The following is a 15,848-nucleotide window of genomic DNA, read 5'->3' as shown; positions in this document are numbered from 1 at the left end:
AATACGGATGATGAGGGCTTTCGGGCGATGGCACTGAGCGAGGGGCAGCACTTCGCGGGCTACACAATTCTCCACCAGCTCGGTAGCGGCGGGATGGGCGAGGTGTATCTCGCGCAGCATCCGCGGTTACCTCGGCGTGACGCCATCAAGTTGCTCCCTCCCGAATGGTCCGCCGACGAGGAGTACCGTGCACGATTCACTCGCGAAGCCGATCTGGCGTCAACGCTGTGGCATCCAAACATCGTTGGCGTACATGACAGAGGAGAGGCCGACGGCCAGCTGTGGATCTCGATGGATTTCGTCGACGGTCTTGACGCGGCCAAACTGGCAGCAGAGCGCTACCCCGCCGGAATGCCGGTCGACGAAGTGGCGCGCATCGTGACAGCCATCGCCAGCGCGCTCGACGCAGCCCACAAGCGAGGTCTACTTCACCGAGACGTCAAGCCTGCCAACATCATGCTGACCCATGTCGACGACGACGAAGAACAGCGTGTGCTGCTAACTGATTTCGGAATAGCCCGCAACGCAAACGACATCAGCGGACTCACTGCGACGAACATGACTGTCGGAACCGTCGCCTACTGCGCGCCCGAACAGCTCCTAGGAGAAGATGTCGATGGGCGTACCGACCAATATGCGCTCGCAGCGACCGCCTACCACCTGCTGACCGGTGCGCCGCTCTTTGCGAACTCGAACCCCGCCGTCGTCATCAGCCGCCACCTCAACAATTCGCCTCCCGCACTCGCCGACACCCGACCCGAGCTCAAGAAGCTTGATGCGGTACTGGCTACGGCACTTGCCAAGCAACCTAATGACCGCTTTCAACGATCCAGCGACTTCGCACGCGCGTTCGCCGAGCAGGCGGGTGCAGCTCGGGTACTAGCAGCTGCCACGACAACGCCGGCACCAATTCATACTCCCAAACATGATGCTGGAGAGCCGGACCGCCGGCCCACCGTCGCCAAGCGGCAACACTGGATCTTGGTAAGCAGCGCGATCGTCGCGGTTATTGCCATCCTTAGCGCCGTTCTCGTGTGGCGAACTTGGCGTTCCGAGACGCGCGCAAGCCTGCCCAGTTCTAGTTCGTCGCTGACAACAAAGGTTTCGGCTTCCGCGTCCGGATTGACCTCGTTAGTGCGTCCGCCGCCGCCCCCGCAAACCCCACCGCCCCCGCCGACCTTTTCGGCGTCAAACATCGACGCATTACTGCTTAAACCGGCGGAAATTACAGCGTTATCGGGTGGCGCGTTTACCGGAGACCCCGCCTCGACCCCAGGCCCCGTGGAACTGCTCAGCTCGTCTCAGGGCACATCGGACAACACTCGAACCGTGGACCCGCCCGAATGCGCGGGGGTGATCTACGGGGCTGAACAACAGGTCTACAAAAACTCCGGCTTCGAAGCCATCCGTAACCAGACGCTTGGAAAGACCGTCTCCGACATCGACGACCTCGTAGAACAGACCGCCGTCGTCTTTCCGACGGCTAAGGCAGCACACGCGATAGTGGTCAGCTCAACTACGCAGTGGCAGCAGTGCGCACTTGGGCATCCAACGACCTACAGCTCGGAGTCATCAGTTAGCCAAGACTTGGGGTACGAGCGTGGTTTCGGCTGGTACTTCACGAGCGTCACTGACGCCGCGGGCCTCATCACCCTGAGAATGTCTGCAGTAGATAACTTGAACGGAAGTGCGCCCGCGTGCCAGGTAGCCATGGGTAGTCGAGACAACGTCATCATCAAGGTCAAGACATGCTTCGACACTGACGCTAACCCACAGCGATCGGATCCCGCGGTGGCAGGCGACTACGCGGAACGTATTGCCATCGCCATGAGGGATCGAGTCATTACCTAGTGGCACGGCGGGTCGCATGCATTGTCACCGCCGCCCTGTTGCCGACAGTAGCGCCTGGCGTCGCGCTGGTAGTGATAGCTTCCTGACGCTCTCGGGTGTTATCGGCGGTTGTTGCGCAGCGGTCGGCCTAGCCCGCGGCGAGGTGGCGTGTTGACCGTCGAACGTATGTCACCGCGGATGACCGAGAGACGAGAACCCAAACCTTCAGACACTCCCTTCCCGTCGCGAAGAAATGATCTGAGTCGGATCCGCTGGTAGATCTGGAAGTTCATGACCTCGTGGCGCCTGTGAGAGCGACTTTCGTAGCAATTGCGCTGCCAAAATCACAGCCTCGGGCTAACGTTTTCTTGGACAGATACCACCCGGAAGAGTGATGCAGAGCCTTGGCCAAGTACGGATTCGATCACTTGATCTCAAGGCAGCCGCAAAGTGAGGCTGACTACGCCAGCCTTCGATCCGTTGATCGCACCTATTTCTCTAGACCATTCCTAATACGGCCGCCCTCGCGAGACGCTAATTATCCGGGCAGGTTCGTATACAAGGTGTTCGACGAGCCAAACATTTCGAGCGAGTCTCAATACGACGAGTGGTCGGAGTCGATCTTGGTAGATGGATCCAGGAGGCAGATAAAGCTACTTGTTTCGCGAGAAGCCGGGCAGCTCAAGGAAATCAAGATCCAGCGCATTACGAATGGGGCCGACGCTGAGGATCTGTTGGTTCTGGACCGCAACCAGTCGGCGAAGCTTGTAGAACTTATCAGGCTGGTTGGCGAGGTGCCCGTTGACGGAGATGTTCCGACAAGGATCGATGACGACTTGATCAGTGCCTTATTCAACGACCCGGGTAGCATCCGCCGCGCGTATGAGGCTAATCCGCAAGCCTTCAGAGAGATGATAACTACTGACGCTGCGTCCGCCGATGTCATCGCTCTCGCCCATAGGCGTCAGCAGATCGAAAGATTCAGAAAGCTCCTAGATGATCGCGAATATTTCGAAGCGGCAGCAGCTTCCGCCACCGGACCGGAGAACGTTTGGCAGAAGTTCCTTGAGGACAACCCGTGGATTCTAGGCGTGGGCCTGACAGGTCAACTACTGACGGCGTGGAACTCAGACAGGCTGGAGCAAACGGTTGCCGGGTTCTCAATCCGTGACGCAGGGAAGCGCGCAGACGCACTGCTCCGGACTGTGGGAGCCTTCCGTTTGATGGTGTTCGCCGAAATCAAACACCATGGAACACCTCTGGTGCGCGAGTACCGTCCGGGTGTCTGGGCGCCGTCATCGGATCTCAGTGGAGGCGTGACTCAAGTTCAGCAGACGGTCAGTCGAGCTGTTTCAGAACTCGGCGAGCGGATTGCCGATACTGACAGCGATGGTGCAGAACTAAATGAGTTCACATTTCTTATCCGACCCCGCTCATACCTGATCGCAGGGCATCTTGGATCGCTCGGGAATGATGTGGGCGGCGTCCATATTCAAAAGCTGAGGTCCTTCGAGTTGTATCGCCGAAATTTGTATGAACCTGAAGTCATCACATTTGACGAGCTTCTAGCTCGCGCCGAGTGGAGCTTGAATCTTGCTGAACAGCAGGACCAGCACTAGCAATGAGTACAAACGACTCCGTCGAGATTGCTTGCGACGAGTGAGAGGCAGAGGGCGAGAACCTGGTTAAACGGCGGCTCTCGAGTGTTCGCGCACGGCAGCACGACACGTCTCAGGACGAAGCGCGTGAGTAAATTTCGCTGTTGGAGAGCGGAGTTTGATTCTCTGGTAGGGAGCTTAAGTTCTCGTGCCTCTTGACCCGTCGGCATCTCAAAAAGACCTTAGAACTGTTCGAGCATCGGTACCCGCAATGGTTCCCGTGACGTAGCCGGATTCGTCGGACACGAGGAACAGCGCCACGGCGGCCGCTTCGTCGGCCGTACCCATTCGCACCCAAGCGGCGCCCGTGGAAGGGCGCCTTCCTCGAAGTCGCGGCGTTCATCGTGAGGCATGAAGTTCCGTAGCCCAACCTGAATTGATTGCACCCGACGTGGGGTCGAGATGTCGACGCGATCCGCGCGACAACGCTTTTGGCGATGCTTGCTGAGTGCGTTTGCAACGGGTCGGCGCCGCGCCCGCCCTTGCCGGTCCAAGGACACGCGCGAGAGTCAGTCGGCTCTCAGCTGATCCCAGATGGTGATGTCGCGTGGCCGCTCCAGCATTTCCTCTAGTGCGTGGTGCCAGGCTGCCCGGTAGCGCCGGTGCAGCTGCACGTCCACGACGTCAGTGTGGCTCTCCCAGGTCTCGTGCAACTGGAAGCAGTTCGCGTCGCTCGGATCGACGTGTAGCGCAGCGTATTCGAATGTCGACTCGTCACGCATCGCGTCGAGGACGGGGTTGAGCAGTGCTAGGAATCGGCTCCGTTCGCTCGGCCGGACGACGAAAGTGATCACGTAAGTCGTGGACAACGGATGACTCCTCGGATCGAGACGCGAGTTCAACTCAGGGTGACCGTGACGTGGCACTCCGCCACGGACTGCTCGCTGGGGTCGGTGACCGTGACGCGTGCGACGTTGTGCCGTCCGCCGCCGTGGAGAAGACGCGCCCGTGCGGTGAGCGTGCCCATGGCCGCGGGGCGCAGGTAGCTGATGCTGAGGGTCGTGGTGGCCCCGCCGGTCGGCAGCTGACGGGCGTTGGCGATCGACACCGCTACGCCGGCGGTGTCGGCCAGTGTGGCGATGACACCGCCGTGGACGACGTCGCCGTAGGTGCAGTTGCCGGTGTCGGCAGGCAAGGTGAGTCGCACCTCGGACGGCGAGAAAGCACCGACTGCTATTCCCAGCCGACTGGCAGCCGGTGCTGAGACCAGTTGCTGCACAAGCGTTTGTCGCGCCGCGTCGAGCAGGGTCACGAGCGTGCGACGTCGATGATGTCCGCCGCGAGCCGTTCAGCGTGGGTGAGCACGAGCCCGTGCGCAGCTCCGGTGTACACCCGCAGACACGACCCGGGAATGAGGTCGACGTAACGGCGGGCTGTCTCGTTCAGCGGCGCGCTGACGTCGTGGTCTCCGTGGAGGAGGGTGACGGGAACGTCGACGGTGGCCGCGTGAACCGTGAAGTCCGTGGTCATGATCGCGTGCTGGAAGTCGACCAGCGCCTGCCGGGAAGTATCCAAGGCCATGCTCGCCAGCCAACGGTTGACGGTGGGTGGAGCTTCCGGCGCGAACGAGGGGAGCGTCTCGTCGATCCAGCCTGGCAAGTCGCCGATGAGTGTCGAGATGGTGGCGTCCACAACGTCGGGCGAGACGGGCTCACCGCTGGCAGGGTCGCTCGCCGGTCGCGGTCCGGTCGCGGCCACGAGCACAACGGCTTTGACACGGTTCGAGCCGTAGCGGGCCAAGTATCCGATGATCTCGCCGGCCGCCCCGGAATGCCCTACGAGGACGGCTCCTTCGACGGCGAGCGCATCGAGAACTGTCGCGAGATCGTCGACGAGGACGTCGTAGTCGTAGCGACCTGGGTCGGTGGAACGACCGTGACCACGGCGGTCGACGGCGATCGCGCGAACGCCCGAACGCGTCAGCCGTGTCATGACCTCTGCCCAGCCGCGACTGTCCATGGCCCAGCCGGCCAAGAGCACGACGGGCTGACCGGTTCCCCAATCGCGGACGAACACCTGGTGCCCGTCGCCAATGTCGACGTACGGAGGACTCATCGTCGTGAGCTAGCGTGCTGCGTCACCGAAAGTATCTGCATGGCAACAGCATCACAAAATCCGGGACTAGCTGCGATTACCCCCGAGGTAAGGCGGGCAGGGCACCCTCAGCACTCGATGGGCCGCGCGGCGGCGAGGCCAGAATCGGACCGATCCGATGGCAGGCTCTGGCCCGACAGCAGCGCGTTGATCTTGCCGCGCTTGACGGCGAGGTCGTTCAGTTGGTCGTCGATACCGTGCAGCGTCTCGCGGATCACGCCTGCTAATTGCGGGCACATGTCCACATCGTCACCGTTGAGGCACGGCAACACTTTCCGGATGGTGTCAGAGCTGAACCCGGCATCGATGAGGGCCCGAATCCGCCGTACGGACTCCACAGCCGACTCGGGGTAGTCGCGGTACCCGTTCGCGTGCCGGCGTGATTGCAGCAGTTGCTGCTCCTCGTAGTAGCGCAACGACCGCGTGGACACGTTGCATCGTTGTGCGAGTTCGCCGATTCGCATGAACCCTCCCGGTGTGACCGCCGTCCCAAACGCTTGACCTTCACGTAGATGTGAAGGTTTAGCGTCCAGGTTATGGCAGGCCCACACCTCGTCGCAGATCCCGACGTCATCCAGATCGGATCCGGCTCGCCCCTGGTACTCGCCCACGGCGCCGGGGGTAGCGTCACCGCCAATTTCGGGCAGGTGATCGAAGCCCTGTCGTCGACCCGCACCCTCGTCGGAATGAACTACCCCGGATCGGGTGGCACGCCCGAAGACGTGGGGGCCCTGGAGCTCGGCGTCCTCGCTGACTCGTTGGTGGGGGCGGCGGTCGACGCCGGTTTCGAGAGGTTCCCGATTCTGGGGCTGTCGTTGGGGACAGCTGTGGCCGTGACGGCGGCCGCCCGCCATCCGGACCGGGTGAGTGGGCTGCTCCTCACCGTCGGGTTCGCTCGTGCCGACCAGCAATTGCGGTTGGTGGTTGACACATGGACCGCACTGGCGGCGAGCGGTGATCGTCACGCTCTTGCCGGTTACCTGGTGAGCCTGTCGTCCCCGGCGGTGCTGGGGAGTCTCGACGCTGCGGCAGCTGATGCGGCCGTGACGACGACACAGGACAACTATCCGGACGGCGGGGCGGATCAGGCCCGATTGGCTGCATCGATCGACACATATGATGCATGTCGCGAACTTGCCGTGCCCGCAGTGGTTTTCGTTGCCGGGCGAGACCGCATCGTGCTACCGGAGTCCACCCGTCGACTGGCCGCGGCCATACCGGGTGCGTCGATGATCGAATTCCCCGATGCCGGCCACATCTTCACCCGCGAGGAGGCGTCGGTGTGGATCGACGACATCAGTGAATTCCTTGGCACACACGAGCTGTGACGGCGAGGAAGGCGCCCGCCCCGCTGCAGACGGCAGTATTGGCGGGGGCGCTGTTCGTGTATCTCACGGCCGAGATGTTCCCGATCGGTGTGCTGACCGATATGACGCGGGATCTGCATACCACCGAGTCCGGTGGCGGTCTGATGCTCACCGTGTACGCACTGGTTGCCGGCGCTGCGATCTTGCCAACGGTGGCGCTGACTCGGCACGTCGACCGCCGTGCCGTGCTCGTCGGAGCACTGATCGTGCTCGCGGTGTCGCAGGCAGCGCTTGCGCTAGCGCCGAACCTGCCCGCGGCGTTGGCGGCGAGGGCGGTCGCCGCGATACCCCACGGACTTCTGTGGTCGACCGTACCGATCGTCGCAGTGTCGCTGGCGCCTGAGGACCGGCAGGGGCGGGCCACCGCGCAGGTCTTCCTCGGGGGTTCTGCCGCGCTGGTGGGGGGCGCACCACTGATGACCGGACTTGCGTCGTGGATCGAATGGCGCGCCGCGGCCGGCGTGGTGGCGGTGGGGGCTCTCGCGCTGGCCGTTCTGTCGTGGGTGAGCCTGCCCGCGTTGTCGCCGGATTCGAGGACCTCCCAGAGGACGCCTCGGGAGCCGTCCTGGCTACCGCGCGTCGTAAAGGTCTGCGTGCTCACGGTATTGATGGTGACTGCGACCTACGCTCCGTACACGTTCTTCGCGCTCATGGCGCAGCCGTACGGTTTCCGCGCGTGGTCCCTCGGCGGTCTGCAAATCGCCTTCGGCGTAGCGGGGTTGATTGCCGTTGCCATGATCGGCAAGCAGATCGATCGCAGTCTCGATGTCGCCGTGGCGCTGACCATGGTGGGACTGATGGTGGCGTTCGGTGTGATCGCTCTGTCACCGCCCGCACCCGTGTTCGTCGTCGGCGTGATCCTCTGGGGCGCGGCGCAGGCGTGCGTGGCCCCGACGATGCAGAGCGCGGCGCTGCGTGGCGGTCCGGGCGCCCGGGTGATGGCGTCGGCGCTGTATGTCCTGGCGTTCCAGATCGGGATCAGCGCAGGCTCGTCGCTGGGTGGCGTGGTGTTGGACCGCGCAGGGCTCCAGTGGCTACCGGTGTGCGCGCTGCTCGGGCTCATGCCCGTCGTGGCAGCGCCTGTGGCGCAGGGTATTCGGTCGCGACCGTTGCTTCAGTGACGAGGGGGGTTTGACCCAAGACGTGCTCGTCGAGCAGTCAGTGCGGTGTCGAGATCCCGGCGAGCAGGACATCGGCGACGTGGTCGGCGACGGTGCTGGGGTCGAGCGTGGGATCAGAGTGCAGATAGTCCAGCATGGAGTCGACCATCCCCTGGTAGGTGACCGCCAGGAGGTGTGGATCGAGGCCGGGGCGCAGATGTCCGTCGGCTTGTCCCCGCGCGATGAGCGCAGCCTGACGGGCGTGTAGCTCGCGATATTCGTTGGCGCGCAGTGTCGTTTCGGGCACGTGCGGACGCAGACCGATGGCGATGTGCCGGATGGCCTGAAGTTCAGCGGGGTGGGTGGCAGGCAACGTCGCGGCGCGGTGAATGGCTGATCGGAACAGTGCGGTCACGTCCGCGTCCATGTCGGTATCGGAGGCGACGGCCGCCTCCAGCGTCGCCAATGCCCGCCGTCCGGCGCTGAGCAACAGATCCTCGAGGTCGTTGTAGTACCGCCAGAGCAGCCCCTTGGACACACCCGCAGCACGCGCGATCGACTCGGCAGTGGCCGCGGACAGCCCGTCCTGGCCGATGATCTGGATCGTCGCGCTCTCCAGCTGCTGGCGCCTCACATCGGCGCTGAGTCGTTGTCGCGGTGCAGAACTCATCGCTCTGTCAGAGCCGCTCGCGGATGACCAGAGCGATGACACCCAACATCAGCGCGGCGATGACCCACATCTCGCCCCGCATCCACATCGGGACGAAGCCAGGCCAGAGCGCCTCGACCACATTGACCAGAAACACGGCGGCAGCGATCAGACCGACCGCCCTCAACGCGGCGACGCTACCGCGACTGGCCGACCGCAGTCGCATCGGCAGCAGGGCGGCGAAACCGGCGACGATCACCGCATGCACCCATGCTGTCTGCGGCGCGGCCACCGGATCGACCAGTGACAACACCAGCAGCGCGACGAGTGTCAGCACGGCAAGTACCAGATACAACCGCAGCAAGGTGGCGATGCCCGCCAGGTTGTTCGCAGGAAACCGATCGGTGAGCGACATGCCCACCACGCTAATGACCAATCGGTCATTAAGCAAGTCGACGCGATAAGACCTTCACCGAACAAGACGAATTGGGCTTGCAATCAATCTGATTGGGGACTCGGAAAACTCCGCTGTCCGGATCGGGCGCGGGACATAGGATCGATGAAAGCATCCGCACCGCCGGTCACAGCGTGCCGTCCGGGGCGGAGCCGCGGTTGTTGTGATGGGAGGTTCGGATGGGCCCGTTCGACGTGTTGGTCGGCGATGAGCGCACGCAGCTCGACGCGTTCGTCGAGGAGTATCGCCGCGCTATCGAGGCCACTGTCGGCGGCCTCACGGAGGAGCAGGTGCGCATCCGGCTCGTGCCGTCGGCGACGACACTGCTCGGCTTGCTCAAGCACGTCACCTGGATGCAGCGAGTGTGGTTCGAGCAGTGCGTCGGTGGCACCTCGCGGCGGGAGCTCGGCCTGGTTCAGAGTGTGGATGAGTCGTTCAGTCTCGCCGACGACGACACGATTGCCACTGTGACCGCGGCTTTCCGCCAGGCCTGCGCTACGGCCCGAGAAGCGGTTGCCGGCCTCCCACTGGACGCTGTTGTGACGGGTCACGAGGCTGGCCAACGCACAGTGCGCTGGGTGTATCTGCAGGTTCTCCGCGAACTCGCTCACCACTGCGGTCACGCCGATTCTGCGCGAACAAATTCTGGCTGGCGCACACGCACGATCATGACCTAGCTAGCGACACCAATTCATCTGCCCGATGGCTGCTTTCGCGTCCTACGTCGGCGTTTGGAATCCGCCGATCTGCTGTTCGAGCAGTTCTGCCAGCCTCAACGGTGTGCGGTCCTCGAACATCGGACCGATGAGCTGCACCCCGACCGGCAATCCCTCGGCGGATCGCCCTGCAGGTATGGCGGTTGCAGGTAGGCCGGGCATCGTGGCCAGACCGGCCCACACCAGTTGGTCGAAGAACGCATAGTCGATGCCGTCGATGTCGATCCGGCATCCCAGTAGATCCGGGTTGTGGTCGTGCGGGAACGCGGGAGTCGGGGTGATCGGACACACCACGGCATCGAACGCCGCGAACAGCTGTCGCCAACGGTGCCGATGGAGGTCGCGACTGTGGGTGGCTTCCATCCACTCGCGATGGCTCAGCACCATTCCGCGCAGCCGCGCCGCGTTCAGACTGAGGTCCTCCGGTCTCAGGCGCGCCACGCGGATGCGCAGGAGTTCCTGATCGTCGACGGGAAAACGCGCCACCGCACCGGAGAAGAGCAGGAGCGTGTAGAGCGAGGCGGCGTCGGCCAGATCGGGGAGCAGCGGGCTGTGCCGTTCCACTCGGGCGCCACTGGAGACGAGTGCACGGGCCACTCGATCGACGCCGGCACGCACCGCGGATCCGGTGGCGATACACGGATGGTCCTCGAGAACGAGTACTCGGAAGTCGCCGAGCCTCTCGTGACGCGGGGGAGGCAGCGAGACCGTGTGTGCCACGCCGTGCGTCAGTGGGTCGGATCCGACCATCACGTCGAGCAGAAGCGTCAGGTCACCGGCGGTGCGAGCCATCGGACCGACGACGGCGAGGTCGGAGTCGGTCGGTAATGCCGGCGTCCGCGGCGGGGTCATGCCACGCGTGGCCGCCAGCCCGAGTGTCGGCTTGTGCCCGTATACACCGCAGAAGTGCGCGGGCGTGCGCAGTGAACCGGCGAGGTCGGATCCGATGGACAGCGCACCGAACCCGGACGCCAGGGCAGCCGCCGATCCGCCCGACGATCCGCCCGCCGTACGACTGTGGTCCCACGGATTGGTGGTCACGCCGTACAGCTCGTTGAAGCTCTGCAGACCCTGTAGACCCGCCGGCACGTTCGTCTTGCCGAGCACCACCGCGCCGGCGGCCTTGAGCCGCGCCACCTGGACCGCGTCGTCGGACGGCACGAACCCCCGGTGCTCCGGCAAGCCCCAGGTCGTGGGCAGTCCGGCGACGTTGTAGGACTCCTTGACCGTCACCGGAATGCCCAGCAGCGCCCGATCTTCACCACGTGCACGGGCCTCATCGGCGCGACGCGCAGCCTCCTGCGCCCGCTCGAAGTCCCGCACGCAGATCGCGTTGATCGCCCCATCGCAGCGCTCGATTCGGGCGATCGTCGCCTCGGTCACCTCGGCCGAGGACACCTCCCCTGCGCGCAACGCGACCGTCAACTCTGCGGCTGATCGAAAGTCCACTTCCACGAATCGGACGCTAACGACTCGCCTCGTAGGCCATAAAATGTTGCTTCACGCAACCCAGACATCATGGATGACAACAGGTCTCGGACCAGCGCGGGGTCCTGACGGAGGTGGTGTCGCAGCGCGAGTCCGATCCGGATAACGGGTTGTCCCACGGTGGCGCGATGTGTCAGGCTGCGGCGGTGCACATGCGCCACCATCAGCTGACCGTGTCACCGCTCCCCATCGTCGACGCCGTGGTCGCCCTCGCATGAGCCGCATCTTCGAAGTCGCCATCGATGGCGGGCCGTATGCGTTGGCTGCCGGCCGCGACGGCGCGATGTGGGTGACGCTGGTCCATCGCGGCGCGATCGCGCGGGTGGGTGCGGGCGGAGACCTCGAGGTGTATCCGGTGGCCGAGGGAAGCAAGCCCTCGATCATCACCGCCGGACCCGACGGCGCGCTGTGGTTCACCCGCGCGGGCGACGACCGGATCGGCCGGATCTCCACGGACGGTCTACAGACCGACTACCAATTGCCAAGCGGCAGTGCGCCCTTCGGTATCACCGCCGGACCCGACGGCGCGCTGTGGTTCACGGCCATGGGAACCGGTGTCATCGGCCGCGTCGACGTCGACGGTGACCTCAGCGAGCAGGCCGCCCCGGGCGGCATGCCGTCGTCGATCATCACCGGACCGGACAACGCCCTCTGGTTCACGTTGAACCAGGCCAACGCCATCGGCCGCCTCCATCGCGGCCAACTCGAGGTGCGGACGCTGCCGACCCCCAACGCCGGTCCAGTGGGCATCGCACAGACCCACGACGACGCGGTGTGGTTCACGGAGGTGCTCGCCGACAAGGTGGGCCGTATCCCGCTCAACGAGGCGATCCAGGAGCTCGACCTGCCGGGAAAGCCGCACGCAGTGGTCGCCGACCCCTCCGGTGGGGTGTGGGTCAGCCTGTGGGGCGCCGATCAGATCGCCCACGTCAGCGCTGACGGTGAGGTCGACACGATCGACCTGCCCGCGGGCAGCGAGCCGCACGGGTTGGCCATCGGACCGGACGGTGCGCTGTGGGTGGCGCTGGAGGCGGGCTTCGTGATGCGGTTACCCACGGCCTGACCAATCAGCCGAAAAGAACTCCGGGCGGTCATAGTCCGGTTCAGCGAAGTTTGCCGAACGGCAGCGTATGCCAAGTTATGATCTGGGCTCGTGAAAGAGACGCGGTGAAGACGGCGCCGCTACAGCTCAATATGTGGGGGGCGCGCATGTCGCACACCGAATTCCCGGTACCCGGGAACGAAGACCAGCGGATGAAGGTGCTCGCCGACTACCACATCCTGGACTCGCTGCCGGAGCAGGCATACGACGATTTCGCCAAGCTTGCGTCGGCGATCTGCGGCACGCCGATCGCGCTCGTCACGCTGGTGGATGACGATCGCCAGTGGTTCAAGGCGAACGTGGGCCTGGACGTCGATGAAACACCCCGCTCGCAAGCCTTCTGTGCACACGCGATCATGGATCCCGGAAGCGTGATGACGGTCGAGGACGCCACCACGGATCAGCGCTTTGCCGCCAATCCCCTCGTGACCGGTGATCCCGGTATCCGCTTCTACGCGGGCGCACCGCTGGTGGCACCGACGGGCGAGGCGCTGGGCACGATCTGTGTGATCGACCGTGAGCCGCGCAGTCTCAGCGAGACGCAGCGAGAGGCGCTCGAAATCCTTTCCCGCGAGATCATCGTGCAACTCGAGCTTCGTCGAAGTATCGCGACACTCGAACAGGCCGTCTTGGATCAGGAGAAGTACGTCGAACTCCTGCAGGAGTACCAGCGTGACATCGAAAAGGTGAGGGTGCACCTGGAGTCACAATCGGTCACCGACGTGCTGACGGGCGTGAAGAACCGTCGTTCTTTCGATCTCACGATCGAAGAGGACTTCACGCGGGCACGAGCGAGACGCACGACCCTGTCGCTGCTCATGATCGACGTCGACCACTTCAAATCCTTCAATGACGACTTCGGCCATCCCGCCGGTGACGAGGTGCTCCGATCGGTCGCGCAGCTCTTGCAATCGGAAATGCGGGAGTCGGACAGCCTGTTCCGCTACGGCGGTGAGGAATTCGCGGTCGTTCTGCCCGAGACCACCTGTAAAGGCGCGTTCGTGCTCGCCGAGAGGTTCCGGCGCACCGTGCAGAGGGCGCCCTGGCCGAAGCGTGCGATCACGATCAGCATCGGGGTGGCGGCGGTCGATGCCGATACTGGCTCGCCGCGGGACCTTCTCCAATCCGCCGACCAAGCGCTCTACAGCGCCAAGCAGATCGGCCGCAACCGAGTGACGATGGCGCCCAGCGGAACGTGAGTGCCCGCGTGCTCCCTCCCAGGCGGTGGGCACTGCGGAACGTCTGAGAAGCTGCTCGGTAGCGATTGACCGAGGAGAACGATGTCGACACCGCAGGACGCCGCGCGGCACACCGAGGCCGCGCACTCACCGACGCGCGCCTGGGGCGCCGTTGTGGTGCTCGCGCTGGTCGGCACCCTCAATTACGTCGACAGGTTCTTACCCGGTGTACTGGCGGAGCCGATCAAACAGGATCTTGCGTTGTCCGACAGGGCAATCGGTGTCATCAACGGCTTCGGCTTCCTCGTCGTGTACGCCGTCGTGGGCATTCTGATCGCACGTGTCGCCGACCGCGGTGCCTTCGGTGCGGTGATCGCCGGCTGCCTGACGCTGTGGGGCGCGATGACCATGCTCGGTGGTGCTGTCCAGTCCGGTCTCCAGCTGGCATTGACGCGCGTCGGGGTGGCCGTCGGCGAGGCCGGTAGTACGCCGGCGGCGCATGCCTACGTGGCGCGCAACTTTCTCCCGGACAAGCGGTCGGCTCCGCTGGCGGTGATCACCATGGCGATCCCGCTGGCCAGTGCGGCCAGCCTGCTCGGCGGCGGACTGCTCGCCGAAAGCATGGGCTGGCGGGCAGCTTTCGTGACGATGGGAGCCATCAGCGTGCTGTTGGCGCCGGTGGTGCTGTGGGTTGTCGGGTTCCGCCAGAGCCTGCCGACTCCACCGCCGCGGCAGGACAGCGACGCGCTGAAGTGGTGGGATCTGCTGCGCAAGACCAGCTTTCTGGCCATGGTGGCCGGTACCGCGCTGGTGTCCGCAGCGGGCTATTCGTTGACGACGTTCGCGCCTGCCTTTCTGATGCGGACCCGGGGAATGACACTGGGCGAGGTCGGTGTCGAATACGGCCTGGCCACCGGCGCATTGGGGGTCCTCGGATTGCTCGTCGTCGGACGAATCGCAGACCGGCTGGCCGCTCGAGACGCACGCTGGTTGCTGTGGATCGTCGTCATCTTGATCGCGGCGCTCCTGCCTGCATCTGCGTTGGCGTTTGTCGTGGAGAGTCGTCTGTGGAGCGTCTGGCTCCTGGCGCTGGCCTATCTGATCGGCGTCGCCTATCTGGCGCCGTCCATCGCGGCGATCCAGCGCCTGGTCCTTCCCGAGCATCGCGCGACGGCGTCGGCCGTGTTCTTGTTCTTCAATGCGACGCTGGGCGCGGTCGGCCCGTTCCTGACCGGCGTGGTCAGCGATTCACTGACTGGCGCCCTGGGCTCCCAGTCACTGGGAAGGGCACTGCTGATTCTCGTGCCGACGATGCAGTTGGTGGCGATCGGGTGTTATGCGCTTGCTGCGCAATGGTATCAGCGCGACATCGTCGTGGAGCGCTGACCGGAGGCCAGTCAGCCACCCCAGGGGTTGTCTCCGGCGTCCCAACGCTTCTGCAGCCCAGGATAGAGGGTCTGCAGGTGCACCGGGATCGTGCGCTTGGCCTCACGGGTGTGCTCGTCGGTGAGAACCTCCGGCTGCCCGGCGCGCACCGCGTCGAGTGTCTGCGCGGCGACCTCTGCCGGATCGATCTTGGCCTCGCTCACGGTGGCGGTCATGTCGGTGTCGATGAATCCCGGATGCACACCGACCACCAGCGTGCCCGCTGCATGCATCTCCAGGCGCAGTGCGTTGGTCAGGGACCACTCGGCGGCTTTCGACGCACAGTAGGACGCGTTGAAGGGCAGGGAATAGAAACTCGCCACCGACAGCACATTGACCAGTGCCCCACCACCGTTGGCCGCCAGCACCGGGGCGAAGGCGCGCGCCATCCTCAAGGTGCCGAAGTAGTTGGTCTCCATTTCTTTGCGTGCGGCTTCCGGGTCCATCGCGGACAGGAACGGTGACTCGAGCATCGCGCCCGCGTTGTTGACGACCACTGTCGCGTCGGCGGCCAACGCCGAGACTGACGAGACTGCGCCGGCGTCGGTGATGTCGAGGCCCACCGCGATGACTCGTGGGTCGTCGGCCACGATCGAATCGGGGTTACGCGCTCCGGCATACACCCGAGCGGCGCCACGCTCGAGCAGTGCAGTCACGTACGCGCGACCGAGTCCGCGGTTGGCTCCGGTCACCACTGCCACCGCACCCGCGATGGGCACGCCGGTTTCGTATGGCATGGGGCTCATGTCACTCTCCTCTTTCATCGGTATGGCTGTCGATCAGAACC

Annotated in this window: 17 protein-coding genes; 9 read left to right on the top strand and 8 right to left on the bottom strand. The window is 64.4% G+C overall.

All coding sequences use genetic code 11. The features are described 5' to 3' along the window. Positions 1-27: 27 nt before the first annotated feature. Together ACZ50N_RS26800 and ACZ50N_RS26795 are read left to right on the top strand one after the other, a co-directional pair. Positions 28-1,851 (top strand): serine/threonine-protein kinase PknH/PknJ, encoded by a 1,824-nt coding sequence (locus tag ACZ50N_RS26800; protein WP_464474219.1) that lies wholly within the window; start codon positions 28-30, stop codon positions 1,849-1,851. Between the two features lie 542 nt (positions 1,852-2,393). Beyond that, on the top strand, positions 2,394-3,449 hold the full coding sequence (locus ACZ50N_RS26795) for a Shedu immune nuclease family protein (RefSeq protein ID WP_464474218.1): 1,056 nt from the start codon (positions 2,394-2,396) through the stop codon (positions 3,447-3,449). Between the two features lie 548 nt (positions 3,450-3,997). On the opposite strand, the gene ACZ50N_RS26790 is transcribed toward ACZ50N_RS26795, so the two are convergent. From ACZ50N_RS26790 to ACZ50N_RS26775, 4 genes are all read right to left on the bottom strand, one after another. Continuing rightward, on the bottom strand, positions 3,998-4,297 hold the full coding sequence (locus ACZ50N_RS26790; protein ID WP_464474217.1) for a putative quinol monooxygenase: 300 nt from the start codon (positions 4,295-4,297) through the stop codon (positions 3,998-4,000). A 29-nt stretch (positions 4,298-4,326) separates the two neighbouring features. Next, complete coding sequence (locus tag ACZ50N_RS26785; RefSeq protein ID WP_073683490.1) at positions 4,327-4,707, bottom strand: PaaI family thioesterase; 381 nt, start codon at positions 4,705-4,707, stop codon at positions 4,327-4,329. 29 nt (positions 4,708-4,736) lie between these two features. Next, entirely contained in the window at positions 4,737-5,543 is an 807-nt protein-coding gene (locus tag ACZ50N_RS26780) for an alpha/beta fold hydrolase (protein ID WP_464474216.1), read from the bottom strand. Positions 5,544-5,650: 107 nt separating this feature from the next. Continuing rightward, on the bottom strand, positions 5,651-6,046 hold the full coding sequence (locus tag ACZ50N_RS26775; RefSeq protein WP_464474215.1) for a MerR family transcriptional regulator: 396 nt from the start codon (positions 6,044-6,046) through the stop codon (positions 5,651-5,653). Positions 6,047-6,118: 72 nt separating this feature from the next. Between ACZ50N_RS26775 and ACZ50N_RS26770 the strand changes: the two genes are divergently transcribed. Beyond that, entirely contained in the window at positions 6,119-6,910 is a 792-nt protein-coding gene (locus ACZ50N_RS26770) for an alpha/beta fold hydrolase (RefSeq protein ID WP_464474214.1), read from the top strand. Then, positions 6,907-8,070: an MFS transporter gene (locus ACZ50N_RS26765; protein WP_464474213.1), complete on the top strand. Its 1,164-nt coding sequence runs from the start codon at positions 6,907-6,909 to the stop codon at positions 8,068-8,070. Before ACZ50N_RS26770 ends, ACZ50N_RS26765 begins: the two co-directional genes overlap by 4 nt. Before the next feature lie 37 nt (positions 8,071-8,107). Here the strand turns inward: ACZ50N_RS26765 and ACZ50N_RS26760 are convergent, their stop codons facing one another. Further along, positions 8,108-8,683: a TetR/AcrR family transcriptional regulator gene (locus ACZ50N_RS26760; protein WP_464474212.1), complete on the bottom strand. Its 576-nt coding sequence runs from the start codon at positions 8,681-8,683 to the stop codon at positions 8,108-8,110. Positions 8,684-8,726: 43 nt separating this feature from the next. Further along, the gene (locus ACZ50N_RS26755; protein WP_142240035.1) at positions 8,727-9,113 is read right to left on the bottom strand and encodes a hypothetical protein; all 387 of its coding nucleotides are present in this window, start codon (positions 9,111-9,113) and stop codon (positions 8,727-8,729) included. 218 nt (positions 9,114-9,331) lie between these two features. Between ACZ50N_RS26755 and ACZ50N_RS26750 the strand changes: the two genes are divergently transcribed. Beyond that, the gene (locus ACZ50N_RS26750; RefSeq protein ID WP_464474211.1) at positions 9,332-9,829 is read left to right on the top strand and encodes a DinB family protein; all 498 of its coding nucleotides are present in this window, start codon (positions 9,332-9,334) and stop codon (positions 9,827-9,829) included. Positions 9,830-9,871: 42 nt separating this feature from the next. On the opposite strand, the gene ACZ50N_RS26745 is transcribed toward ACZ50N_RS26750, so the two are convergent. Next, positions 9,872-11,323 (bottom strand): amidase, encoded by a 1,452-nt coding sequence (locus ACZ50N_RS26745; protein ID WP_464474210.1) that lies wholly within the window; start codon positions 11,321-11,323, stop codon positions 9,872-9,874. Between the two features lie 110 nt (positions 11,324-11,433). Between ACZ50N_RS26745 and ACZ50N_RS26740 the strand changes: the two genes are divergently transcribed. From ACZ50N_RS26740 to ACZ50N_RS26725, 4 genes are all read left to right on the top strand, one after another. Next, positions 11,434-11,574 (top strand): hypothetical protein, encoded by a 141-nt coding sequence (locus tag ACZ50N_RS26740; protein ID WP_172835611.1) that lies wholly within the window; start codon positions 11,434-11,436, stop codon positions 11,572-11,574. Then, positions 11,571-12,419 (top strand): virginiamycin B lyase family protein, encoded by an 849-nt coding sequence (locus ACZ50N_RS26735; protein ID WP_073683481.1) that lies wholly within the window; start codon positions 11,571-11,573, stop codon positions 12,417-12,419. The genes ACZ50N_RS26740 and ACZ50N_RS26735 overlap by 4 nt, the downstream gene beginning before the upstream one ends. Positions 12,420-12,523: 104 nt before the next feature. Further along, a complete protein-coding gene (locus tag ACZ50N_RS26730) occupies positions 12,524-13,657 on the top strand; it encodes a sensor domain-containing diguanylate cyclase (protein ID WP_464474209.1) in 1,134 nt (377 codons plus the stop codon). An 81-nt stretch (positions 13,658-13,738) separates the two neighbouring features. After that, positions 13,739-15,022 carry a spinster family MFS transporter gene (locus tag ACZ50N_RS26725; protein WP_464474208.1) on the top strand — a complete coding sequence of 428 codons (1,284 nt, stop codon included), beginning with the start codon at positions 13,739-13,741 and terminating at the stop codon, positions 15,020-15,022. 11 nt (positions 15,023-15,033) lie between these two features. Here ACZ50N_RS26725 and ACZ50N_RS26720 read toward each other — a convergent pair whose 3' ends face one another. After that, entirely contained in the window at positions 15,034-15,807 is a 774-nt protein-coding gene (locus ACZ50N_RS26720; RefSeq protein ID WP_236728355.1) for an SDR family oxidoreductase, read from the bottom strand. Positions 15,808-15,848: the final 41 nt, after the last annotated feature.

This window comes from Mycolicibacterium obuense (assembly GCF_055397605.1).
The sequence above is the reverse complement of the archived record's forward strand: the minus strand, read 5'-3'. Positions and strand labels throughout refer to the sequence as shown.